The organism is Duganella sp. S19_KUP01_CR8 (assembly GCF_036688705.1).
Taxonomy (GTDB): Bacteria; Pseudomonadota; Gammaproteobacteria; order Burkholderiales; family Burkholderiaceae_D; genus Rugamonas.
This window is the reverse complement of record NZ_JAQQPR010000010.1, coordinates 73031-96922: the sequence shown is the minus strand read 5'-3', so window position 1 is coordinate 96922 and position 23892 is coordinate 73031. Positions and strand designations below refer to the sequence as shown.

Annotated in this window: 25 protein-coding genes; 6 read left to right on the top strand and 19 right to left on the bottom strand. The window is 65.0% G+C overall.

Features of this window, described 5'->3' with window-relative positions:
• Positions 1-5: 5 nt before the first annotated feature.
• The 16 genes from gspF to gpmA all read right to left on the bottom strand — a co-directional run bounded on the left by gspF (position 6) and on the right by gpmA (position 17436).
• Positions 6-1226, bottom strand: coding sequence for a type II secretion system inner membrane protein GspF (gene gspF / locus V6M89_RS12355; RefSeq protein ID WP_332853448.1), 1221 nt, complete (start codon positions 1224-1226; stop codon positions 6-8).
• Between the two features lie 10 nt (positions 1227-1236).
• A complete protein-coding gene (gene gspE, locus V6M89_RS12350) occupies positions 1237-2658 on the bottom strand; it encodes a type II secretion system ATPase GspE (RefSeq protein WP_332853447.1) in 1422 nt (473 codons plus the stop codon).
• A gap of 1 nt (position 2659) precedes the next feature.
• On the bottom strand, positions 2660-4906 hold the full coding sequence (gene gspD / locus V6M89_RS12345) for a type II secretion system secretin GspD (RefSeq protein ID WP_332853446.1): 2247 nt from the start codon (positions 4904-4906) through the stop codon (positions 2660-2662).
• Between the two features lie 21 nt (positions 4907-4927).
• Positions 4928-5701 (bottom strand): type II secretion system protein N, encoded by a 774-nt coding sequence (locus tag V6M89_RS12340; RefSeq protein WP_332853445.1) that lies wholly within the window; start codon positions 5699-5701, stop codon positions 4928-4930.
• A gap of 16 nt (positions 5702-5717) precedes the next feature.
• Positions 5718-6236, bottom strand: coding sequence for a type II secretion system protein GspM (gene gspM, locus V6M89_RS12335; RefSeq protein WP_332853444.1), 519 nt, complete (start codon positions 6234-6236; stop codon positions 5718-5720).
• Positions 6233-7507, bottom strand: a complete 1275-nt coding sequence (gene gspL, locus V6M89_RS12330) for a type II secretion system protein GspL (protein ID WP_332853443.1) — start codon at positions 7505-7507, stop codon at positions 6233-6235. Before gspL ends, gspM begins: the two co-directional genes overlap by 4 nt.
• Before the next feature lie 39 nt (positions 7508-7546).
• Positions 7547-8521, bottom strand: a complete 975-nt coding sequence (gene gspK, locus V6M89_RS12325; protein WP_332853442.1) for a type II secretion system minor pseudopilin GspK — start codon at positions 8519-8521, stop codon at positions 7547-7549.
• A complete protein-coding gene (locus V6M89_RS12320) occupies positions 8518-9132 on the bottom strand; it encodes a PulJ/GspJ family protein (protein WP_332853441.1) in 615 nt (204 codons plus the stop codon). Before V6M89_RS12320 ends, gspK begins: the two co-directional genes overlap by 4 nt.
• A complete protein-coding gene (gspI, locus tag V6M89_RS12315) occupies positions 9129-9500 on the bottom strand; it encodes a type II secretion system minor pseudopilin GspI (RefSeq protein WP_332853440.1) in 372 nt (123 codons plus the stop codon). Before gspI ends, V6M89_RS12320 begins: the two co-directional genes overlap by 4 nt.
• The gene (locus tag V6M89_RS12310) at positions 9501-9968 is read right to left on the bottom strand and encodes a GspH/FimT family pseudopilin (RefSeq protein ID WP_332853439.1); all 468 of its coding nucleotides are present in this window, start codon (positions 9966-9968) and stop codon (positions 9501-9503) included.
• Positions 9969-9988: 20 nt separating this feature from the next.
• Complete coding sequence (gene gspG / locus V6M89_RS12305) at positions 9989-10435, bottom strand: type II secretion system major pseudopilin GspG (RefSeq protein WP_332853438.1); 447 nt, start codon at positions 10433-10435, stop codon at positions 9989-9991.
• Between the two features lie 217 nt (positions 10436-10652).
• On the bottom strand, positions 10653-12767 hold the full coding sequence (locus tag V6M89_RS12300) for an amidohydrolase family protein (protein ID WP_332853437.1): 2115 nt from the start codon (positions 12765-12767) through the stop codon (positions 10653-10655).
• 28 nt (positions 12768-12795) lie between these two features.
• The gene (locus V6M89_RS12295; RefSeq protein ID WP_332853436.1) at positions 12796-13545 is read right to left on the bottom strand and encodes a HesA/MoeB/ThiF family protein; all 750 of its coding nucleotides are present in this window, start codon (positions 13543-13545) and stop codon (positions 12796-12798) included.
• Between the two features lie 27 nt (positions 13546-13572).
• Positions 13573-15144, bottom strand: a complete 1572-nt coding sequence (locus V6M89_RS12290; RefSeq protein ID WP_332853435.1) for a S41 family peptidase — start codon at positions 15142-15144, stop codon at positions 13573-13575.
• Between the two features lie 14 nt (positions 15145-15158).
• Positions 15159-16628 carry a murein hydrolase activator EnvC family protein gene (locus V6M89_RS12285; RefSeq protein ID WP_332853511.1) on the bottom strand — a complete coding sequence of 490 codons (1470 nt, stop codon included), beginning with the start codon at positions 16626-16628 and terminating at the stop codon, positions 15159-15161.
• Between the two features lie 61 nt (positions 16629-16689).
• A complete protein-coding gene (gene gpmA, locus V6M89_RS12280; RefSeq protein ID WP_332853434.1) occupies positions 16690-17436 on the bottom strand; it encodes a 2,3-diphosphoglycerate-dependent phosphoglycerate mutase in 747 nt (248 codons plus the stop codon).
• A gap of 107 nt (positions 17437-17543) precedes the next feature.
• Here gpmA and V6M89_RS12275 point away from each other — a divergent pair, with 107 nt between their 5' ends.
• The 5 genes from V6M89_RS12275 to V6M89_RS12255 all read left to right on the top strand — a co-directional run bounded on the left by V6M89_RS12275 (position 17544) and on the right by V6M89_RS12255 (position 20475).
• On the top strand, positions 17544-17945 hold the full coding sequence (locus V6M89_RS12275) for a rhodanese-like domain-containing protein (protein WP_332853433.1): 402 nt from the start codon (positions 17544-17546) through the stop codon (positions 17943-17945).
• A 10-nt stretch (positions 17946-17955) separates the two neighbouring features.
• Positions 17956-18216 (top strand): glutaredoxin 3, encoded by a 261-nt coding sequence (gene grxC, locus V6M89_RS12270; protein ID WP_008443950.1) that lies wholly within the window; start codon positions 17956-17958, stop codon positions 18214-18216.
• A 152-nt stretch (positions 18217-18368) separates the two neighbouring features.
• Positions 18369-18854 carry a protein-export chaperone SecB gene (gene secB / locus V6M89_RS12265; protein WP_332853432.1) on the top strand — a complete coding sequence of 162 codons (486 nt, stop codon included), beginning with the start codon at positions 18369-18371 and terminating at the stop codon, positions 18852-18854.
• A gap of 97 nt (positions 18855-18951) precedes the next feature.
• Positions 18952-19395, top strand: a complete 444-nt coding sequence (locus V6M89_RS12260; protein ID WP_332853431.1) for an SH3 domain-containing protein — start codon at positions 18952-18954, stop codon at positions 19393-19395.
• A 39-nt stretch (positions 19396-19434) separates the two neighbouring features.
• Complete coding sequence (locus tag V6M89_RS12255; protein WP_332853430.1) at positions 19435-20475, top strand: NAD(P)H-dependent glycerol-3-phosphate dehydrogenase; 1041 nt, start codon at positions 19435-19437, stop codon at positions 20473-20475.
• Positions 20476-20581: 106 nt separating this feature from the next.
• Here V6M89_RS12255 and V6M89_RS12250 read toward each other — a convergent pair whose 3' ends face one another.
• From V6M89_RS12250 to mscL, 3 genes are read right to left on the bottom strand one after another with little or no spacing between them, the layout of a single operon-like run.
• Complete coding sequence (locus V6M89_RS12250) at positions 20582-21271, bottom strand: DUF2461 domain-containing protein (RefSeq protein ID WP_332853429.1); 690 nt, start codon at positions 21269-21271, stop codon at positions 20582-20584.
• A gap of 9 nt (positions 21272-21280) precedes the next feature.
• Positions 21281-22456 carry a Do family serine endopeptidase gene (locus V6M89_RS12245; protein WP_332853428.1) on the bottom strand — a complete coding sequence of 392 codons (1176 nt, stop codon included), beginning with the start codon at positions 22454-22456 and terminating at the stop codon, positions 21281-21283.
• Between the two features lie 32 nt (positions 22457-22488).
• A complete protein-coding gene (mscL, locus tag V6M89_RS12240) occupies positions 22489-22923 on the bottom strand; it encodes a large conductance mechanosensitive channel protein MscL (RefSeq protein WP_332853427.1) in 435 nt (144 codons plus the stop codon).
• A gap of 360 nt (positions 22924-23283) precedes the next feature.
• On the opposite strand from mscL, the gene petA reads away from it, so the two are divergent.
• On the top strand, positions 23284-23892 hold the full coding sequence (gene petA, locus V6M89_RS12235) for a ubiquinol-cytochrome c reductase iron-sulfur subunit (protein ID WP_332853426.1): 609 nt from the start codon (positions 23284-23286) through the stop codon (positions 23890-23892).

The window sequence follows — 23892 nt, the reverse complement described above, 5'->3', positions numbered from 1 at the left end:
CTTCCTCAGCGTACCAGCTGATTAATTTCGATGATAGGCATCAGGACCGCCAGCACGATCAGCAGCACCACCACGCCCATCGCCAGGATCAGCGCCGGTTCCAGCAGGCCGGCGATGGTCAGCGTGCGGCGTTCCAGGTCGGCTTCCTGCGCGGCGGCGGCGCGGTCCAGCATGGCCGGCAGCTCGCCGGTGATTTCGCCGGCGCGTATCATGTGGATCAGCATCGGCGGAAAATGCTTTTGCGCCGACAGCGAACGCGCCAGGCTCACGCCCTCGCGCACGGCGTCGCTGGCCTCGTCCACCAGCTCCTGCATGGCGACGTTGGACAGCGTATCGCGGCTGGTCTCCAGCGCGCGCAGGATGGGCACGCCGGAACCGGTGGTGATCGCCAGCGTGCTGGCGAAGCGCGCCGTGTTCAGGCTGCGTTCGAACTTGCCGTACAGCGGCGCGGTCAGCAGCCAGGTGTGCCAGCGCCGCTTCAGCGCGGGATTCTGCAAGGCCCGGCGCCACATGAACCAGGCGCCCACCAGCAGGATCGCCACCACGATGCCGTAGCTGCGCACGAAGTCCGACACCGCCAGCATGATGACGGTCAGGATGGGCAGCTTCTGCTTGGTGTTGGCGAACACCGAGACGATCTGCGGCACCACGTAGGTCAGCAGGAAGATCACGATGGAAAACGCCACCACCGTCACGATGGCCGGATAGGTGAAGGCCAGCTTCACCTTCTGGATCAGCGCATTGCGGCGCTCGATGTAGTCGGCAAGGCGCGACAGCACGCGCGACAGCTGGCCGATCTGCTCACCGGAGGCGACCAGCGCGCGGTAGATCTCGGCGAAGTCGCGCGGATGCCGTCCCAGCACATCGGACAGCGAGGCGCCGCCGATCACTTCGGAGCGGATCGAGGCGATCAGGTCGCGCATGTAGGGACGTTCGGCCTGCTCCAGCAAGGCGGTGAAGGCCTGCTCCAGCGGCAGCCCCGCTTCCAGCAGGCTGGCCAGCTGGCGCGTGAACAGCGCCAGCTCGGTGGCCGACAAACGCTCGCCGAAGCCGCGGTTCTTGGTCACGCCGGCGGCGTCGACCTGCGCGGCGATGGCGTCCACCTTCAGCGGCACCAGGCCTTGCGTGCGCAGCTCGGAACGGGCCGAACGCGCGCTGTCGGCATTGAGCACGCCCTTCTTGGTGGCGCCGCCGGCATCGACGGCTTCATAACGGAATGCGGGCATCTTCGGTCGCCTAGTCTTTGGTCACGCGCAGCAATTCGGCCTGCGTGGTCACGCCGGCGGCCAGCCAACGCTCGCCGTCCTCGCGCATGGTCTGCATGCCGCCCGCCACCGCCGCCGCCTTGACCTCTGCCTCGGAAGCGCGGTTGTGGATCTGCGCGCGGATCTGCTCCGTCGTCTGCAGGAATTCGTACACGCCGACCCGGCCCTGGTAGCCGGTATGGCCGCAATGCTCGCAGCCGACCGCGTGCCACTGCTGGCCGTCGTAGGTCTTGCAGCTGCCGCACAGTTTGCGCACCAGCCGCTGCGCCAGCACGCCCAGCAGCGACGACGACAGCAGGAACGGCTCGATGCCCATGTCCAGCAGTCGCGTAACGGCCGCGGCCGCGTCGTTGGTGTGCAGGGTCGCCAGCACCAGGTGGCCGGTCAGCGAAGCCTGCACCGCGATCTGCGCCGTTTCCAGGTCGCGGATCTCGCCGATCATGATCACGTCCGGATCCTGGCGCAGGATGGCGCGCAGCGCCTTGGCGAAGGTCATGTCGATGCGCGGGTTGACCTGGGTCTGGCCGACGCCGTTCAAGTCGTACTCGATCGGGTCTTCCACCGTCATGATGTTGGTGGTGGCCGCGTTCAGCAGCGACAGCGCGGCGTACAAGGTGGTGGTCTTGCCCGAGCCGGTAGGCCCGGTCACCAGCACGATGCCGTGCGGCTGGTTGATCAGCGCGTCGAACTCCGGCAGCATGGTCTCGCTCATGCCCAGGTGGTTCAGGTCCAGCCGGCCCGCCTCCTTGTCCAGCAAACGCAGCACCGCGCGCTCGCCGTGGCCGGTCGGCAGCGTCGAGACGCGCACGTCGACCGGCTTGCCGCCGATGCGCAGCGTGATGCGGCCGTCCTGCGGCAGGCGTTTTTCGGCGATGTCCAGCTGCGCCATGATCTTGATGCGCGAGATCAGCGAGCCGTGGATGGCCTTGCGCGGACGGACCACGTCGCGCAGCGAACCGTCGACGCGGAAGCGCACCACCGAGGTCTGCTCGAACGGCTCGATGTGGATGTCCGACGCGCTGTCGCGCAGCGCCTGCGTCAGCAGCGCGTTGATCATGCGGATCACCGGCGCGTCGTCGGACGATTCCAGCAGGTCTTCGATGGCCGGCACGTCCTGCAGCAGCTTGGTCAGGTCGAGGTCGGCGTCGAATTCCTCGGCCACCATCGAGGCGTTGCCGCCCGAGCTGGCGTAGGCCGCGGCGATGGCGATTTCCAGGTCGGCGCGCGGCATGCTTTTCAGCTGGATGCGGCCGAAACGGCGCGACACTTCGGCGATGGCCGCCGGCGCGGTGGCGCCGCAGACCAGCACGTCCACCGTATGTTCGGCTTGGTCGCTCTGCTGCGCCAGCACCACGAAATCGCGGGCGAAAGCGTAGGGTAGGAGATTGCTCATATTACTTCTGCTTGTTTGGTTCGCCGGCGCCAGGTTCGCGCACCGGTGTCGGCGCGGAAGGCAGCGGACGCACCAACGTGCCGCCCAGCGGCGCGCCGTCTTTCAGGGCAGGCAGCATAGGCTGGCCCAGGTCCTTGACCAGGATGCTCTCCGGCGGCTGGATCGCTTCCTGCTGGCCGCGCATGTAGTCGTAGCGGTCGGTCGCCAACGAGGTGCTCTGCTCCTTGTTGCGGATCACCACGGGGCGCAGGAACACCATCAGGTTGGTCTTCTTGCGGGTGCGGGTCTGGAACTTGAACAGATTGCCCAGCACCGGAATATCGCCCAGGCCGCGCACCTTGTCCACGCCATCGCCTTCGGTGTCTTCGATCAGGCCGCCCAGCACGATGATCTGGCCGTCGTCGGCGATGACGTTGTTCTCGATCACGCGCTTGTTGATGGTGATGCCGGCGGCCGCCGTCAGCGTGGTCTTGTCGACGCTGGAGGTCTCGTGATAAATCGCCAGCTTGACCGTGCCGCCTTCGGAAATCTGCGGACGCACTTTCAGCGTCAGGCCCACTTCCTTGCGGTCGATGGTCTGGAACGGATTGTTGTTGGTGCCGGAAGTGGTGGTGAACTGGCCGGTCAGCACCGGCACGTTCTGGCCGACCGAGATGGTGGCCAGCTCGTTGTCGAGCGTGATCATGTTAGGCGTCGACAGCACGTTGGCGTTGCCGTCCGATTCCAGCGAGCGCGCCAGCGCGCCCAGGCCAAGGCCGCCGGCGACCTGCTTGAACACGCCGATGGTCAGGCCGGCGCCCGGCAGCGTCGGCGCGGTGGTCGTGGTGCTGGTGCCCTTGTTGAGCAGCGAAGTGGCCAGCGTGCCGATGTTGTTGCCGCCGGTCGAATACGACTGCAGTCCGCCGACACGGTAGGTGCTGTTCTCGTTGCCGGTCGCGCCGACCCACTGCACGCCGAATTCGGAGGCCTTGTCGGACGAGACTTCGACGATCAGCGATTCGATGTAGACCTGCGCGCGGCGCACGTCCAGCTGGTCGATCACGGCGCGCAGGTTGCGGTACACCGATTCCGGCGCGGTGATGATCAGGGTGTTGGTGGTGGAATCGGCCTGGATGTAGCCGGCCGTGCCGCCGCCGCCCTGCTGCTGCTGGCCGGAGCCGGTCAGCAGTGGATTGGACGGGCCGCCGCTGTTGCCGGTGCTGCTGCCGCCGATGCCGCCACCGGTGTTGCTGCTTTGGCCGCCCTGGTTTTGGCCCTGGCCCTGGCCGGTCTGGCCGGTGCCGCCGACGCCGGTGGCGTTGGCCGCCGAGGTGTCGCCCGACACCACCGAGCGCAAGGTTTGCGCCAGCTTGGCCGCTTCGGCGTTCTTCAGGTAGACCACGTGGACGTTGCCCAGTTCCTGGGTAGGCTGATCGAGCTTGGCGATCAGCGACTTGGCCAGGTTGGAGCGGGCCGCCGACGGCGCGCGCAGGATCAGCGAATTGGTGCGCGGATCGGCCAGCACGCTGACCTTGCCCGCGTCGCCGGCGCCGGAGCCGCTGTCCATCAGTTTGTTGACCATGGCCGCCAGGTCGCTGGCGATGGCGTAGCGCACCGGGATCACATCGAGGTCGGCGACGGCCGGCGCGTCCAGCGCGGCGACGATCTTGGCCAGGCGCTTGACGTTGTCGGCGTAGTCGGTCACCACCACGGTGTTGTTACCCGGGTTGGCGTTGATGGTGTTGTTCGGCGAGATCAGCGGACGCAGCACCGTCACCACGTTGGCCGCCGACTCGTAATTCAGATGGAAGATCTGGCTGACCACCTGGTCGCCCTTGGCCGTGGCCTGGCCGGCGCCGACCTGGGTCGGACCCGCCTGCAGCTTGGCGTCCGCCTCCGGCACCACCTTGGCGTAGCCGTCGCCGCTGACCACCGCATAGCCTTGCAGGCGCAGCGCGGAAGTGAGCAAACCGAAGGCCTGCGACTTGGTGACCGGCTTTTCCGACACCACCGTCAGCGTGCCCTTGACGCGCGGGTCGATCACGAAGGTGATGTTGGTGTAGTGGCCGACCGCCTTGATCACCGACTCGATGTCGGCGCCGACAAAGTTCAGCGCGGCGTCGTCGGCCGCGGCGTGCGCGGCCAGCGGCAGCAGCGCCAGCAACGGCGTCACGACCGGCGCGACGCTGGTCGCACAGCACAGCATCGCGCCCGCGCTCAGGCGGCGCAGCGCGGGAAGATTGGATTTGCTCACGGACTGTTTTTTCATTGTCTGAACTTTTATCTGAACTTAGTGGAACTCTAAAGCGATGATGTTGCGGTCACTATTCGGTTTGCGCTGGCCCAGCAGATTCAACAGATTGGCCAACTGCTCTTCAAATCCTTTTGCTGCCTCGGCCTGCCCGGAAAACTGCAGGCGGCCGTTATTCAGGTTGCCGGAACCGCTCAACAACAGCGGCCCCTTGACGGAATTGAGCGTCAATCCCGCCGACTGCCCATGCCAGTCCAGCGCCAGCGCGTAGCTGCCCAGCGGGCGCACCGACGACAGCCGCGAGGCCATGTCCGTCATCTCCAGCGTGGTGCGGCCGTTGATCGAGACCTGGCGCTCGGCCAGCGCCAGCTCCAGCGCGGTCCACGACAGCCGCATGGTGCCGCTGGGCGCCACGGTGTTCAGCGGCGCGCCCAGGCCGGCCAGGCCTTCGGCCGGCAGCAGCAGCGCCGATGGACTGAGCTGCCAGTGCGACCAGCTGCCCTTGAAGGTCAGCGGCTGCGCCAGCGCCTCGCTGTTTTCCAATTGCAGGTCGACCATGCCGACCAGCGCCAGCGGCGAAATCTTCCAGCTGAAGCGGCCCGGCAGCAGCGGCGTGACCGGGCTGTTGCCGCTGGCCGCGCCGCCGATAAAGGCCGAACCGCGCCACAGCGTACCCTGCGCGTCCCCCAGCGTCAAACGGCCTCCCGTGCGCGACTCCACCAGGGAGCCCAGCCAGGCGGCCGGGAAGAACACCGCCAGCGTCGCCGCCACGCTCAGCGCGATGGTCAGCAACCATAGCACGGCGCGCTTCATGGACAACCTTTTTGCATCATCGCCCGCCCGCATTCTGGCGCAGCGTCAGCGTGGCGTTGACCATGCCGGCGGTGTCCTGCGCGCTGATGTTCGCCTCCGAGACGGCGATGCGGCTTTCGGTGCGGATCGCGTCCAGCCAGGCGATCAAGGCCGGGAAGGACACGCCGCTCATCTGGACCTTGGCGTATTCGCCGGTGACGGACACCGATTGCGTGGCCAGGCCGCGCGCCGCGAGTCCGGTGTTGAGCATCTCGCGCGTCATCGGCGCCGGGGCGATGGTGTTCTGGCCGCGCAGCGCGGCCGCTTCCAGCGCCAGCGCCTGCAGCTCGGCGGCCTGCTGGCGCAGCTCGGGCAGCGCCTTGCGCAACTTGGCGCCGCCCTCCAGCGCGGGCGCGACCAGCAGCGAATAAAACAGCGCCAGTCCCAGCACGGCGCCGCCGATGCCGAGGAACTTGCGTTCCTGCTCGGTGCGTTCGCTCCAGAAGGCCGACGCGCGGCCGCGGTACTCTTGTATCGTCAGTGTCAGCTTGCTCATGATTTTCCTCCGCCCGTGCCGCTCAGCGGACGTATTTGCCAGGTGCCCGGACGGTCTTCCGACAGCTCCAGCTTGCGCGCCGCCAGCGCGGAGCGCAGCTGCGCCAGCGTGCCGGTATCGACGGTGTTGGGTTTCACCTTCATTTGCAGGGCGCGCTCGCGGTATTCCAGCGTGGCGATGATGTCCTTGCGCGGCAACGCGCCCAGCGCTTCGCCCAGGGCTGCGCTCAGCGCGGTGAATTCATCGGCGGCCGGCTGGCCGCCGTCGGCCTTGGCCAGCGCGATGTTCTTGCGCATCTGCGCTGCCGGGTCGAGTATCACCAGCTCTTTCGGATAGGCGGCCTTGAAGGTTTGCAGCATAGACAGGCTGACGGCTTCGGCCTCGCGCTTGAGGCGCAGCCATTCGACGTTCAGGCCCACCACGTTGACCAGCAGCGCCAGCGCGGCGATGCGCAGCGGCCAGCGCCAGCGCTGCCACTGGCGCGCCGACGTGCCGCTGGCGCCCAGCGCCGGCGCCAGGTCCAGCCCCGCCGAGCGGGAGGCGGCCACCCAGTGCGCCCAGTGGTCTTCCAGCAGCGTGACGCCGTGACCAAGACCATGGCCAACACCGTGGCCGGCGTCGTCGCTGGCCACCAGCGGCGCGAACTGCGCCATCTGCGCCGCCGACAGGTACAGCGTGACCGGCTCGTCGCCCGCCATCGCGCGCAAGGTTTGCAGCGCGGCTTGCGGCTGCGCCGGCAAGGTCAGGCCCATGCCCATGGTCTGCGACTGGCGCAGTATCAGTTCGAAACCGGCGTCGCCGGTGCTCAGCGCGGCCGAGACGGAGCCCGGCTGGAACGGCAGGCACAGTTGCGCCGGCAACACCGAGACGTTGTGCGCGCCCTGCGCCATCAGCGCCTTGACCAGTACTTCGATCCAGCTGCGCTGGACCACGGCCACCGTGCGGCCGCCCTCGGCGTCGGCGGCGCCGGCCGCCAGCACGCAGTCGGCCGGATCGCCCAGCACCTGTTCTTCCACCAGCGCCGGCAGCGCGGCCTTCAGGCGCGCGGCGGACAGGGGGGGCGCCACCACGCGCAGCAGCGTGACGTCGGTGGCGGCCAGCAGCAGCACCACGCGGCGCGCCGACGCCACCAGGTCCGACAGGTTGCCCAGCGGCGAAGCGCCCTGTTGCAACAGATTGCCGCCGTCGCCCACCAGCGCGAACGGGCAGGTCTGGGCCGCGCCGCTGTCGACGCTGGCCTTGGCCGGATAGCGGATAAGTAGTGTAGTCAAAGGGTCTCGCTTTCGTTCACGCTGTCGTTCATAGCTGTTCTAGTTTTCCCGTATCCATGCCACTGTCGTGATGCCGTTCGGCGCCCGCACCATCAGCGCCTGCGTATCCAGCGCCGCCCGGTCCAGCCTCACCCGGCTGTAGGCCAGGAAGTAGCTGCTCTTGACGTCGTACGGCACCTTGGGTTTCTTGCCTGCCACCTGCGACACTGCATCGAAAGTCTGCTTGTCGCGATAATAGCTGCGTTGCCGCGCATTCACCATGGCCGCAGCCTCCGACAGCGACAACTGCTCGTACATCGCCGACAACAGTTCGGCAGACACGGTGTTGACGTTCAACTCAGTATTCCGCACCGGCAGGATGACGACGAAGTCGCGCAGACGCTCTATTGTCTGCGGCGTAAAACCGCTCACCGCCAGTAAATCCTCCACCCGCAGCAAGTCAATCGGCTGTGGGCCAGTGGCCTGTGTCGATTGCTGGCTCGACGATCCTTGTCCCTGTCCTTGCTGTCCCAACTGCGGCGCCGCCGTCTGCGCGCTTGCCACCTGGGTGGCCACCGCCTTCGCCAGCGACGGATCAAGCTTCAGATTGGTCAGCAGGCGCGCGAACACATCCATCTGATCGCCCTGAGGCTGACGGTTCTGGGCCAAATTAGCAAGATTGTAACGCGACTGCGCGTCGATCATCTTGCCGGACAGGGTGGCGTTGAAATTTTCCGCCTCGGCGCGCTCACGTTCGATGTAGTCGTCCAGCCGCGTCTCTTCCAGCGGCGTGGCCCAGATGCCGCCCGCCTGCGTGACCAATTGCGAATCCAGGAAATCCTGGTACAGCACCAGCCGGCTCAGGTCCAGCGCGCCGCGCACGATCCAGCGCGTTTGCAGTTGCAAGCGCTGGTTCTCCATCGAACGCACCTGCACCTGCTGCTGCCAGAACAGGCTGGCGACGATGGTCACCGCCAGCGTCGTCAACAACAACGCCGTGATGACGGCCACGCCGCGCTGGCGCCGCAGCTTCACAGCGCCCCCAGCAGGAAGGATTTGGTCAACGGCACTTCCTGGTCGTCCAGCACCATCGACACTTCCAGGCCGCTCGGCGCGCCGGCGGCCGGCGTCGGCATCGCTCCCGCCGCCTGCACCCAGCCCTGCGTGGCCCAGAAGCGCATCGCCATGCGCTGCACGCCCGATTTCAGCGCCACGCTGGTGGCCGGGTCGATGTCGCTGTTGGCCGCCTGCCACAATGCGTCCAGCTGCGCCAGGTCGCGCGTGCCGGCCGATTCGCGCCGCGTCAGCATGCCGTCGCGTACACGATAGGACACCACTTCCACCCGCGTGGCCTCGTTCTCGGCCAGCGCCAGCCGCACCAGCGTGATGCGGCCGTCTTGCGCGCTCAGGACGGGGCGCGTGCCGATCAGCGACTGCGGCGCCAGGTTGGCGCAATCGCTTTGCAGCTGGGCGAAGGTCAGTTGCAGGCCGCGCGTCTGCTCCATCTGCGCGGTCAGCGCGCTGCGCGAGCGGATGATGCCGTCCAGCCCGCGCCAGCCCAGCACCGCGACGATGGCGAGGATCGAAATCGCCACCAGCAGTTCGATCAGCGTGAAGCCGCGCGCGCGGCGCAGTGGCGGCGTCATTGGTTCAATACCAGTTGGACCAGCTTGATGATGCGCCGGTCCGGCGCGGCCTGGTCGTAGACGCTGACCTCGACCCGGCGGAAGCGCGGATTCGGGCTGGCGATCACTTCCTCCTGGCACATCAGCTTCATGTCGCCCTGCGGGCATTCAAAGGTCTGTTTGCCGACCGCCGGGAACTGGCGCGTCAGGCGCAGCTGCACCAGCCGGTTCTCGGCCGACCAGGTGGCCATCATGGCGCTGCGCAGGCCGTCGCTGTTGGCGGTCAGGCTGCCGACCGCGCGCAGCGAGGCGCCCAGCGCGGTGCCGACGATCACCAGCGCCACCAGCACTTCCAGCAGGGTAAAGCCGCGTTGTCGAGGAAGGCGCATCTAGTCCACCGTGAAATGGCCGATGCCGTCGGCGCGGACGGCGATGCTGGCATCGCCGGCGCTGAGGGTCAGCACGAAGGGTTTGTCGACCGGCTCGCGGCCGAAGACGATGCGCAGGCTGGCGTCGGCGACGCTGGGCGGCGGGTCGAGCATCAGCGTAATCGGGGCGTGCTTGAATTCGCGCTCGCGCAGCAGGTCGTCCTGCACCGCCACGGTCCATTGCTTGTCGTTGCGGATCAGGAAGCGGTAGCCGTCCGATCCCGCCTCAAAGGCGATCTGGCGGTTGCGCACGATGGCCTCGTCGCGCGCCAGTTGCAGCAGCAGCGCCACGCGCTGCGCGTCTTCACGCAGCGATTGCTTCTGGCCCGGCAGCGCATTGAGCGACACCAGTCCCAGCGTGACGCCCAGGATGACCATCACCACCAGCAGTTCGATCAGCGTGAAACCACGCTGGCGGGCGGCGCGCATAAGCCGTGATCCCCCTGCGATCAGTTATCCCAGGAGCCGATGTCGGCATCGTCGCCGGTGCCGCCCGGCGCGCCGTCGGCGCCGTAGGAGAACACGTCGACCTCGCCCTTGATGCCCGGCGACAGGAACTGGTATGGGTTGCCCCACGGGTCTTTCGGCATTTTTTCCAGGTAGCCGCCGGCTTTCCAGCCGTTGGCGGCCGGGCCGGCGGTCGGCTTGGTCAGCAGCGCCTGCAGGCCTTGCTCGGTGCTCGGATAGCGCTGGTTGTCCAGCTTGTACAGCTTGAGCGCCTGCATGACGGTGGCGATATCGACCTTGGCGGCGGCCACTTTGGACTCGCCGGTGCGGCTCAGCAGCTTGGGCACGACCAGCGCCGCCAGCACGCCCATGATGACCACCACCACCATGATTTCGATCAGCGTAAAACCGCGCGAGGCGGCACGACGTGGCATGGAGAGTTTTTTCATATTCGATGACAAATTAAAATGATTGCAGAGTATAAGGCTGAATCGGCGCCAGCGGCACCCTAAAACGAGTTTTGCGCCGGCAGGCTTAATTGGGGCTTAACGACAACCCGTGCCGTCATTCCCGCGAAGGCGGGAATCCATGCTGAGCGGCCGCGGCTGCTACCTATGGGTTCCCGCTTACGCGGGAACGACGGCGGGCGGATTTACCGTAATTTACCTAGTCATGCTTGTGAGCGGTGGCGTCGATGCGGCGGCGCGCGCCGTCGTTGCCGCCGCCGGTGGCATCGGCCACGGCGGCGCTTTTCGCAAGCTGCGGTGCCTCCTTGACGAACGGCGCGACGCCCAGCGCAGCGTCGATCTCCTGCGGATAGATGACATAGCCGCGCGTGATCACCGCCGCCACCTTGCGGATGTCGGCGATATCCTTGGTCGGATCGCCGTCCACCAGCACCAGGTCGGCCAGCTTGCCGGCGGCGATGCTGCCACGGTCGTTGCTGGTGCGGGTGTAGCGGGCGCCGTTGCGGGTGGCCACCTGCAAGGCCTGGGCCGGCGTCAGGCCGGCCTTGACCAGCAGCGCCAGCTCCGAATGCAGCGTGAAGCCGGGAATGTCGTCGGTGCCGGCGACGATGGGCACGCCGGCCTTGTACATGATGCCGACGAATTCCACCATCTTGGCGTAGGACTGCTGGTAGCGCTTGAGGGCGGCGTCGCCCTCGATCTTCATGGCGCCGACCGCGAAGCCGCGCGCCACGTCCGGCGGCATGTTGGCGGCGAAGGCGCGGTACGGTTCATTGACGTCGCCATCCTTCTGCTGGATGAAGGCGAACGCCGACAGGGTCGGGTCGATCGAAATCTGCTTCTTCACCAGGCCGGCGACGAAGTCCTTGAACGGCTTGCTGTTGAAATCCATGCCGGCGACTTTCTCGGCCGGCAGCAGGAAGCGGTTCAGGTTGCGGGTTTCGGTGTCCGGCTTGACCAGGAAGTTCAGCAGCACCTGGTTGATGTGCTGGATCTCGTCGTAGCCGGCGTCCAGCGCTTCCTGCGCGCGCAGGCCGGCCGGGATGTGGCCGGAGACGCGCATGCCGCGGCTGTGGGCGTAGGCCACGGTGTCCTTCAGGATGGCTTTCGGGAAGGAGTTGTAGATCTTCAGCTGCGGGTAGCCGTGCTCCGCGTACCAGTCGATCGCGTCCTTCGCGCCCGGCAGGTCCTTGATGGTGAAGCCGTTCATGGCGCTGAACGGGCTCTCGCCTTCCAGGAAGCCGGCCGGCACCACCTGCGGCGCCAGCAACTTGCCGGCGGCGGTTTCGTCCAGCATCGCCTGCAGCTGCTTGTTGTCGTTGCCCATGTCGCGCACGCTGGTCACGCCGGTGGACATATTGAGCGCGCCGGACCAGCGGTCGACGTGGCCGTGCATGTCGAACAGGCCGGGCAGCACGATGCGGCCGCCGGCGTCGATGGTGTTGTCGGCGCCGCGCACCGGCGAGCCGGCCGGCAGCACGGCGGTGATGCGGCCGCGCAGCACATAGATGTCGGATGGCGCGCCGACGGTGGCTTTGTCGCTGTCGAACACGCGGGCGTTGCGCACCAGGGTCAGGCCGGTCAGCGGGTGTTGCAGCTTGGCGGCCAGGTCTTCCAGCATCTTGCTCTCGGCCTGCTTCTGGCGCGCGGCCAGCGCTGGCGCGGCGCCCTGCCAGCCCTCTTCCAGCATGTTGGCGAAGCCGGGGATGATCACGCCGAACAAACGTGGCTTGGCGCCAGTGGTGGCCCAGTAAAACGACGGCGACAGGCCGACGCCGGTTTGCGCCAGCAGCTGCACGGTTTGTTTCTGGCCGTTGTCGCTGTTGACTTCCAGCGTATCGAGCACGGTCTGCGACAGCGTACCCGATGGCAGCAGGGCCATTTTATGTCCGGGCGCGGCGTCCAGCGCGGTGATGTAGGCCGAGACGGTTTCGAAGGAGCCGTTCAGCGGCAGGTAGCCGGCCGGGCCGCTGACGGCCTTCTTGCCCTGTTCCGAGGTGGACTTCCACTCGGCCTGGTCGCCCTTGCGCTCGAAGCGCTCGTCGACCACCGCGCCGAAGGTGGAGTTGCCCTTGACGCTGTATTCGGTCATCACGCCGTCGGCGCCCATGCGGAATTGTTCCGCCAGTTCCGGGCCGCGGCCGTTGTTCTTGAAGATGAAACGTACTTTGGTCAGGCCGTCGTCCTGGCGCTCGACGGCTTGTTCGCCGATTTGCTTGCCGCTTTCCGAGATGATCAGGTACTTGGTGCTGGTGGCTGCCTGTGCGGCGAAGGCCGCGGCCAACGCCAGCGGCAATACAGCGAGTCGTTTCATCAACAAGGTAAGTCTCCTTCGGTTAGTGTTATTTTTTTGCGCAGACCGGGCAATCGCCGTTGCGCCCCACACCTATGCTGGTCCACTCCATGTGCAGACCGTCCAACATCAACAGGCGCCCGGCCAGCGAGGCGCCCACGCCCATCACCAGCTTGAGCGCTTCCGCCGCCTGCATGGCGCCGACCACGCCCACCAGCGGCGCGAACACGCCCATGGTGGAACAGGCTACATCCTCAAACTGCTGGTCCTGCGGGAACAGGCAGGAATAGCAGGGCTGCGCGCCACCGCGCGGATCGAACACGCTGACCTGGCCGTCGAAGCGTATCACCGCGCCCGACACCAGCGGCTTGTCCAGCGCGACGCAGGCGCGGTTGACGGCGTGGCGGGTGGCGAAGTTATCGGTGCAGTCGAGCACCACGTCGGCCTGCGCCACCAGCTCGGTCAGGCGGGCGTCGTCGACGCGTTCGTTCAGCGCGGTGATGGTGATTTCCGGATTGATCTGCGCCAGCGTGATGCGCGCCGATTCGGCCTTGGACTGGCCGACCCGCTCCGTGGTGTGGGCGATCTGGCGTTGCAGGTTGGTGAGGTCGACGGTGTCGTTGTCGACCAGCGTGATGTGGCCGACGCCGGCCGAGGCCAGGTACATGGCGGCCGGCGAACCGAGGCCGCCGGCGCCGATCACCAGCGCATGCGCGGCCAGCAGCTTTTGCTGGCCTTCGATGCCGATTTCGTCGAGCAGGATATGGCGCGAATAGCGCAGCAGTTGCGAGTCGTTCATCGTCTCAGACCGGCAGCGCGCCCGTCGTTATTGGGTAATGGGTAAAGTGCCTGGCTGTTTCAAGGCCGGCTTTTTTTCGCTGGCCTTGGGCTTGGTTTCGGACTTGACGGCCGGCTTGGCGGCTGGCTTGGCCTCGGACTTGCTGTCCGACTTGATCTCGCCGACTTCACCGCCGGCGGCGGGCGCCGCTTCCACTTTCGACAGCTTGACCGGCAAGCCCTTGAAGTGGTTGATCGCCTGCGCCAGCTGGAAGTCGTCCTTGGAGCCGAATTCCACCGGCTTGGCTTTCTTCGCCAGCGCGACCGCGCCCTGCCCCTCCTCCAGCTCGTCGCGCTGCGCGCTCAGGGCTTTCTTCGCGGCGCCATCGCCTTCCGGGTCCTTGTCGTTGTTCAGGTGTTTTTGCAGGTCGGCTTCGCGTACGCGCAGGCTGTTCAAGCCGTCGCCGTCGGCGGTTTCGTCGACCATCAGGTCCGGCACGATGCCGCGCGCCTGGATCGAACGGTTGTGCGGCGTGTAGTAGCGCGCCGTGGTCAGCTTGACGGCGGTGTCGGCGGTCAGCTGGCGCAGCGTCTGCACCGAGCCCTTGCCGAACGTTTGCGTGCCCATGATGGTGGCGCGTTTGTAGTCCTGCAGCGCGCCGGCGACGATCTCGGAGGCCGACGCCGAACCGGCATTAACCAGCACCACCATCGGCACATCCTTGAGCGCGGCCGGCAGCTTGGCCAGCGGATCGTTCTTGGGGCGCGCGGAATAGAACTCGCTGCGGCCGTAGAAGGTTTGCTTGGAATCGAGCAGCTGGCCGTTGGTCGAGACGATCACCGCATCCTTGGGCAGGAAGGCGGCCGACACGCCGATCGCGCCCGGCACCACGCCGCCCGGATCGTTGCGCAGGTCCAGCACCAGGCCCTTGATGTGCGGGTCTTGCGCGTACAGCGCGGTGATCTTCCTGGCCATGTCCTCGACGGTCGGCTCCTGGAACTGCGAGATGCGCAGCCAGGCGTAACCCGGCTCGATCATCTTGGCCTTGACGCTCTGCACGCGGATCTCCTCGCGCGAGATGGTCAGGACGATGGGCTTGTCCTCGTCCTTGCGGCTGATGGTGACGGTGACCTTGGAATGCGGCTCGCCGCGCATCTTCTTGACGCTTTCGTCCAGCGACATGCCCTTGATCGGCGTGCCGTCGATGCGGGTGATCAGGTCGCCGGTCTTGACGCCGGCCTTGAAGGCGGGCGAATCCTCGATCGGCGAGACGACTTTGATGTAGCCGTCTTCCATGCCGACTTCGACGCCGATGCCGACGAATTTGCCGGCCACGGTCTCGCGCATTTCGCGGAAGGCTTTTTTATCGAGGTAGACCGAATGCGGATCGAGCGAGGCCACCATGCCGGAGATGGCTTCGGTAAGCAGCTTCTTGTCGTCGACGTTTTCGACGTAGTCGGTTTTAATCAGGCCGAATACGTCGGACAACTGGCGCAGCTCTTCGAGCGGCAGCGGCGAACCGGTGACTTTTTGCGCGATGGCGGAAAACTGCAAGGAGACGGCGACACCAGCCACCATACCCAGGCCGATCAGGCCGATGCTCTTGACTTTGTTGCCCATTTTTTCCGCAAACCTTAAAACTTGACCCAGCCAGCCGGATCGAATGCTGTGCCCTGATGGCGAAGCTCAAAGTATAGCCCCGATTCCTCGTTGCCGCCGCTGTTACCTGCGCTGGCGATCGAGTCGCCAGGCTTGACGACGTCGCCGACCCGTTTTAGCAGCGACTCGCAATTGCCGTAGATGCTCCAGTACTGGCCGCCGTGGTCGACGATGATCATGTTGCCGAAGCCGCGCAGCCAGTCCGAGAAGATGACCTTGCCGCTGGCGACGGAGCGGATCTCGGCGCCTTCGCCGGTGCGGATGAACACGCCCTTCCAGCTTGGGCCGTCGCCGCGCTTGGTGCCGAACTTGGCGGCGATCTTGCCGCTGACGGGCGGGCGCAACTGGCCTTTCAGACTGACGAAGGGCGCGCCGGATGGCACCGCCGGGGCCAAAGCGATATCGGCCGCCTTGGCTGCCGGCTTGGCCGGTTCTTCCTCGCGCGGCGCCGGTTTGAGCGGTTCCGGCGGTTTCGGCGGCGGCGTTTGCTGCGCCACTTTCGGCTGGTCGGCGTCGATGGTGTCGGGTTTGGACGGCGTCGGCGCCGGCTTGATGGTGCCCGATTTGCCGGCATTGGCCTTGGCCAGGCGCTGGCGCTCGGCTTCAACGGCGGCCTTGGCCTTGGCCAGTGCGCGCGCTTCGGCTTCCGCCTTGGCTTTGGCTTCAGCTTCCTTGGCGCGGGCGGCGGCCAGTTGTTCCTGGCGTTTTTTCTCGGCGGCGGCGGCGATCGCCTGCTCCTGGATCAGCTTGCCCAGCTTGTCGACCAGGCCGGTCAGCCGCTGTTCGTCGCGCTCGACGTTGCCGGCCTCCTTGCGCTGGGCCACCAGCTTTTTCGACAGCGAGGCCAGCAAGTTGGCGCGGCGGGTCTTTTCCTGCTCCAGCTTGGCCTTCTGTTCCATTTCCTCGGCGGCGATTTCCTGCAGCTCGTCCTTGGCGTTCTGCGCCTCGGCCTGGTTGACCTCGACCGCCTTCAGGTTGGCGCGCAGCGAGTCCAGCAGGCGGGCCTGGGCCTGCGACACGTAGGACATCATTTGCAGGTCGCGATTGATGCGGTTGGGGTTGTCGCCGGACAGCAGCAACTTGATGCGGTCTTCATTGCCGGCGACGTACTGGTCGCGCAGCAACTTGGCCAGCTGCTGCTTTTGCTGGGCGACCGTGGCCGCCAGCTTGTCGTGCTCGACGGCCAGTTGTTGCAGCTTGGTGTTGGTGTCGCCCTGCTCCTGCGCCAGGTCGCGCAGCGAGCGGTTGGCGTCCGAGATCGCCTGTTCGGACTCGGCCAGCGTGTCGGCCGCGTCGTCCTTGGCGCTTTCGGTCTTGCCGATGTCTTTTTTGAGCGCGCTGAGCTTTTGCTGCAAGCCGGCGCGCTCGACCTCGGCCGCCGCTTTCTGCTTGCTGCGCTCGGTGGTCTTGCTGAAAGGCGCGGCGTGCGCCCCGTTCAACAGAATCAGCAGCAGCGCCGCACTGGTGGCGGCGCCGCGCCAGCCTCGGAAGGAAGAATGCGACAAATTACTTGGCCTTGCCCTGGTTGGCGACGGCTGCCTGGGCCGCGGCGATGGCGTCGGCGTCACCCAGGTAGTAGTGGCGGATCGGCTTCAGGTTCTCGTCCAGCTCGTAGACCAGCGGCTGGCCGTTCGGGATGTTGAGGCCGACGATGTCGTTGTCGCTGATGCCGTCGAGCATCTTAATCAGGGCGCGCAGGCTGTTGCCGTGGGCCGAGATGATGATCTTCTTGCCGGCGCGGATGGCCGGGGCGATTTCCTCGTCCCACACCGGCATCACGCGCGCCACGGTGTCCTTCAGGCATTCGGTCAGCGGGATCTGCGACTTGTCCAGGCCGGCGTAGCGCGGGTCGTTGAAGGAGGCGCGGTCGTCGCCTGCTTCCAGCGGCGGCGGCGGCGTGTCGTAGCTGCGGCGCCATACCAGCACCTGGTCGTCGCCGTACTTGGCGGCGGTTTCGCCCTTGTCCAGGCCTTGCAGGGCGCCGTAGTGGCGCTCGTTCAGGCGCCAGTCGTTCTTGACCGGCAGGTACATCATGTCCATCTCGTCCATGGTCAGCCACAGCGTGCGGATCGCGCGCTTGAGCACCGAGGTGTAGGCCAGGTCGAAGGTGTAGCCGGACTCTTTCAGTACCTTGCCGGCCGCCTTGGCTTCCGCGATGCCCTTCTCGGTCAGGTCCACATCGGTCCAGCCGGTGAAACGGTTCGAGAGGTTCCAGGTGGACTCGCCGTGGCGCATGAATACGATTTTATACATTTGAACTATCTTCAAAAAGGATTGAACGGGACGGAAAACCGGTACTGCGAGAACTCTTCCAGCTTCTATTTTATAATGCGCGGATTGACTTAAACCATTGGAACCCTGTGAAATTCTTCATTGACAATATTTTCATCATCGCCATCGTGCTCCTTTCGGGCGGCGCCCTGCTCTGGCCGGTACTGACGCAGCGCGGCAAACGCGCCTCCGCGCAAGAGGTGACGCTGTTGATCAACCGTAGCAAAGCCACCATTGTAGACGTACGCGACGCAACGGAATTTGCTGCTGGTCACTTGCCAGAAGCCAAGAATATTCCGCTGGGCGAGCTGTCCAACCGCCTCGGCGAGCTGGAAAAGTTCAAGACCAAGAGCGTGATCGTAGTGTGCAAGACGGGCGCGCGCGCCTCGTCGGCAGCCGCCAAACTGGCCAAAGCCGGCTTTACCGACGTGGTCAACCTGGACGGCGGCGTTGCTGCATGGCAAAAAGCCGGCCTGCCACTGGCCAAATAAGGAGCTCCAGATGACTGCCCGTGTAATCATGTACACCACCGCCGTTTGCCCCTACTGCGTGCGCGCCGAGCGCCTGCTGGAAGCCAAGGGCGTGACCGGCCTGGAAAAGATCCGCGTCGACCTGGACCCGGAGCAGCGCGTGCTGATGATGCAGAAGACCGGCCGCCGCACCGTGCCGCAGATCTACATCGGCGACACCCATGTCGGCGGTTTCGACGATTTGTATGCGTTGGATCAAGCTGGCGGCCTGTCCCCCTTGTTAAATGGCTAATCACCCTCAAATACAACGTGAGGGCCGCAGAAATAGTTTGAAACCATAATGGTTTTGATACAATTGCCCTCGCGTTTGATTTGAGCTCCATACCAAGCAAACTTATTCTGAGCGGCCCGTGCCGCTCGTTTTCACTATAACGAAAGCGTTCCATGTCTGACGAAAACCTGCAACCAGTATTCCAAATCCAACGCGTCTACCTGAAAGACATGTCGCTGGAGCAACCAAACTCCCCATCGATCTTCCTGGAACAGGAAGCTCCATCGATCGAAGTAGCGCTGGACGTTGGCGCCGAGCCACTGGCCGATGGCGTGTTCGAGTCGACCGTCACCATCACCGTGACCGCCAAAGTCAAAGACAAAGTCGCTTTCCTGGTTGAAGGCAAGCAAGCCGGTATCTTCGAAGCGCGCAACATTCCTGCAGAGCAGCTGGATCCGCTGCTGGGCATCGGTTGCCCGAACATCGTTTATCCTTACCTGCGCGCCAACATCGCCGACGTGATCACCCGTGCCGGTTTCCCACCAGTGCACCTGGCTGAGATCAACTTCGAAGTGTTCTACCAGCAGCGCATGCAAGCGATCGCCGACGCGGCCGCCGCAGCACCAGCAGCAACCGACGGCGCTGCCACCACGCACTAAGTCGTACTGAAGTACTTCGCTGCCGGGCGCCACGTCCGGCAGCGGTATCACCCCGACATGCCGCGCCTTTGCGCGCTGTCCATCTGCAAGGTAAGCCATGACATTTCCCCGTTTAATCGCCAGTCTGACCATGTTGTTGGCCATGAGTGCCAGTCACGCGTTCGACTTCAAAACGGTGGGCGCCGCACCCGTCATCCTCTACGACGCGCCATCGACCAAGGGCGGCAAGCTGTTTGTCGTGCCGCGCGGCGCGCCGCTGGAAGTGGTGCTGGCCTATGGCGAATGGCTGAAGGTGCGCGACGTCAACGGCGAACTGGCCTGGACCGAGGCCAAGGGCCTGAGCGGCAAGCGCAACGTCATCATCCGCACCCCCAACCTGAAAATCCGCGCCACGCCGGAAGATACCGCCGCGCCGGTCTTCACCGCCGACAAGGGCGTGCTGCTGGAGGTGACCGAATCGGCCACCGGCGGCTGGCTCAAGGTGCGTCATCGCGACGGCCTGGTCGGTTACGTCAAGAATTCCGAAGTCTGGGGCATATAATTGCCGTAGCGGCGACATCCGGTCGCCGAATGAGGTCCCATGCAAGATAATCCAAACAAACCAGCGGCTGCGGTCCGCAAGGTGGCTGTGCTCGGCTCAGGCGCCTGGGGCACCGCTGTCGCCATGGCGCTGGCCCAGCGTCACAACGTGATGCTGTGGGGCCGCAACAGCGACGCCCTGCAAGACATGGCGCGCACCCGAGAAAACACCGGCTACCTGCCTGGTTACCCCTTCCCCGACGGCCTCCGGGTCGCCGCCGATTTCGACGCCGCGCTGGCCCATGTGGCCGGGCCGGACAGCCTGCTGATCGCCGCCTGTCCGGTGGCTGGCTTGCGTCCGCTGCTGGAGCAGCTGAAATCGCGGGCGATACCGAATGTCGTGTGGCTGTGCAAGGGCTTCGAATACGGCACCGGCTTGCTGCCACACCAGATCGTGCGCGAAGTGCTGGGTGACGGAGTGGCTGGCGGCGCCTTGTCCGGACCGTCGTTTGCGCAGGAGGTGGCCAAGGGCCTGCCGTGCGCGCTGACCATCGCCTCCGACTCGGCGGCCTTGCGCGACTGCGTGGTGGCGACCGTCCACGGCGGCAATATCCGCGTGTATTCCAGCGAAGACCTGGTCGGTGTTGAAGTGGGCGGCGCGGTGAAAAACGTGCTGGCCATCGCCACCGGCGTGGCCGACGGCCTGGGCCTGGGCTTGAACGCGCGCGCCGCGCTGATCACGCGCGGCCTGGCGGAAATCACCCGGCTCGGCACCACGCTGGGCGGCCATACCGAGACCTTCATGGGCCTGACCGGCATGGGCGACCTGATTTTGACCTGCACCGGCGACCTGTCGCGCAACCGCCGCGTCGGCCTCGGGCTGGCGCAGGGCAAGCCGCTGGACGTCATCGTGCAGGAGCTGGGCCATGTGGCCGAAGGCGTGCCGTGCTCGAAAGCGGTGCGCGAACTGGCGGCCCGGATGGGTGTCGACATGCCGATCACCAACGCGGTGGCCGGCGTGCTGTTCGACGGCGACCAGCCACAGGCCATGGTCTCGCGCCTGCTGGCGCGCGACCCGCGCGATGAAAAAGTGAAGCGTTAACGTCATTCCCGCGTAGGCGGGAATCCATAGAACGCGAGCTGGCAGACGGTGCATGGATTCCCGCCTGCGCGGGAAGTCATTTCCCCCAGTGGGGGAAATGACGTGCTTACTCCTGTGGCTCGTCTTCCTTCGCAGCACGCATCCATTCGACCAGCGGGTATGCATCCTTCAGCCCGCTGGCGATCATCGCCACCAGCAGTTCCGGCTTGTTCATCGGCAGGTCGAGCTCGGTCCAGACAAAGAAACTCTTCAGCTTGATGTATTCGATATGCTCGTGCTCGGGGTCGAAACCCTTGGGCGGGCGCATCAGCTTGCCTTCGTTCTGAATATCGCCGAAGGTGGCTTTCAACTTCTTGTTCTTCAGCACCTTGCTGAAGCCGGCCGCGTCGTCGACCATGTGCTGGCGCAGCGCTTTCAGGCGCGACGGCGGCGGCATGTATTCGCCGGCGCCGAACAGCAGCTTGCCGCTGCCATCGATCTGCATATAGTAGGTCGGCCCGCCCGCCTTGCTGGGACGGCGCAAATCGTTCGGCGCCACGGCGGCCGAGAAGCGCGTCTTGTACGGGCTCTTGTCATGCGCGAAACGCACGTCGCGGTTGATGCGGAACATCGCCTTCTTCGGGTTGCAGAACTTGACGGCTGCATCGAACTTGCCCAGCTCGATAATCATCTCCGTCACCACTTGCAGGAATTCTTCGCGCAGGATGTCGTAGCGCGGTTTGTTCATGATGAACCAGGGACGGTTGTTGTTGTCCGCCAGTTCTTTGAGGAATTGAGTCAGGTCGCGCAGATGCATTAGGGTTCCTTATTTGGCGCCGGCCGGACGCTTGCCGACCGTGATGTCCAGCGTGGTCTCGCGACTCTTGCGCAAGACCGTCATTTTAGCTTTTCCGCCAGGAACGAGTTGGGCGATGAGATTGAGCATCTCGTTGGTGTCCGCCACCGGCTTGTCGTCCACCGACAGCAGGATGTCGCCCGGCTTCATGCCGCCCTTGTCGGCCGGACCGTTGCGCACCACGCCGGCGATGATGGCGCCGCTCTGCCGCTTCAACCCGAAGCTGGTCGCCAGCTCCGGCGTGATCTCCTGGGTTTCCACGCCTATCCAGCCGCGCACCACGTGGCCGGACTTGATGATGGCTTCCATCACCGACTTGGCGGTCGAGACCGGAATCGCGAAGCCGATGCCGACCGAGCCGCCCGTCTGCGAATAAATCGCCGAATTAATCCCCAGCAGGTTGCCGTTGGCGTCCACCAGCGCGCCGCCGGAATTGCCGAAGTTGATCGCGGCGTCGGTCTGGATGAAGTTCTCGAAATGGTTGATGTGCAGGTTGTTGCGGCCCAGCGCGGAGATGATGCCCATCGTCACCGTCTGGCCGACGCCGAAGGGATTGCCGATGGCCAGCACCACGTCGCCCACCTGCGCCTGCTCGGCCTGGCCCAGCACGATCACCGGCAGCTTGTCGAGCGCGATCTTGATGACGGCCAGGTCGGTCTCGGGATCGGTGCCGACCACCTTGGCGGCGGCCTTGCGGCCGTCGGCCAGCATGACCTCGATTTCGTCGGCCGCTTCCACCACGTGGTTGTTGGTCAGGATGTAGCCTTCGCCGGAGACGATGACGCCCGAGCCCAGGCTGGACTCCTCGTCGTCGTTCTCGCCGTCGCGATCGCGGTCGCGGTCGCCGAAGAATTTTTTAAAGAAGGGATCGCGCAGCAGCGGATGCTTGCCGCGCTTGGGTTTCTTGCTGGTGATGATGTTGACCACGGCCGGCATGGCCCGCCCGGCCGCCGCCCGGTAGGAGCCGACCGCCACGCCGGGCGCCTTGCCCGGCGCCGCCTCCAGCATTGCGGCCGGGTGGTCGGCGCTGCCCATCTGCTGGATGCGCACCGGCGCGCGCCGCTCCGGCCCCACGGCCGTGTAGACGAAGTACAGTGCCAGTACGACGGTCACCGTTTGCGCAAACAATAACCAGAGTCGTCGCATAGCATCCTGCCGTCCGCCGGACGGCGTCCTTGTTATTTCTTGAGTGAGTCGCGGATCTCGCGCAGCAGCACGATATCTTCCGGCGTCGGCGCCGGCGCCGCGGCCGCTTCAGCCGCCGCTTCCTTGGTGCTCAGGGTACGCGCCTTGTTCATCAGGCGCACCATCTGGAAGATCACGAAGGCCAGGATGACAAAGTTCAGCAGGATGGTGGCGAAATTGCCGTAGGCCCACACCGCGCCCAGCTTTTTCGCTTCGATCAGGCTCAGGTGCGGATCCTGGCCGTTGAGGCCGATGTAGTAATTGGCGAAGTCCAGGCCACCGAACAGTTTGCCGATCGGCGGCATGATGATGTCGGCCACCAGCGAGTCGACAATCTTGCCGAAGGCGCCGCCGATGATCACACCCACAGCCAGGTCGACCACATTGCCCTTCATCGCGAATTCTTTGAATTCCTGCATCATTGTCATTTTTTTATCCTCGCTGTGGTCATTTGTGAACAAAACTGCGTCTGGATCATACTATTTTTCCAATTAGATTCCAAACGCGCTAGCCCCGTGCGCATTTGGGGTCCGAATTACGCTATAAATTTGTCTTGTATCAATATCTATGGCTTGTGCCCCGCCAGTAGGGGATAGCCCGGCAGATTTCAAGTCCAAAACGGTGCGCAAATCGCTCCAATTGGGGTTACGGCAACGTTTTTGCTTTAATTCGTATCACGCTTACCTTATAATTTAAGGTTGCTAGAAGCTATATTCGTGCTTCATCAAGTTTCAGGTTTTGTTCTCGGTTCTCGGATTTTGTTCGCACTTTGACTGATTGGGGTTTGTATGAGTATCGAAAAGCAGGTCGATTCAGGCCGTCGCGGATTGCTCGTCGCAACAGGCGCGGCGGGTGGTGTAGTGGGTCTGGCAACCGCCGGGGCACTGGTTAGCACGTTCCAACCGTCCGAGCGCGCTAAAGCGGCCGGCGCACCGGTGGAAGTGGATATTTCCAGCCTCAATCCCGGCGAAATGAAAACCGTCGAATGGCGCGGCAAACCGGTCTGGATCATCAAGCGTACCCCTGAAATGGTGGCCTCGCTGAAAAAGACCGACGGTAAAGTGGCCGACGCCGACTCCAAGCGCAACCCGGACGAGTTCACCCCGGAATACGCCCGCAACGAATGGCGCTCGCGCAAACCCGAGCTGCTGATCGCGGTCGGTATCTGTACCCACCTGGGCTGCTCGCCTTCGTCCAAATTCACCCCAGGCCCGCAGCCATCGCTGCCGGACGACTGGGAGGGCGGCTTCCTGTGCCCATGCCACGGCTCGACCTTCGATATGGCCGGCCGCGTGTTCAAGAACAAGCCGGCGCCGGACAATCTGCAAGTCCCACGTCATATGTTCCTGAGCGACACCAAGCTGGTCATTGGTAAAGACGAGAAAGGCGAGGCGTAA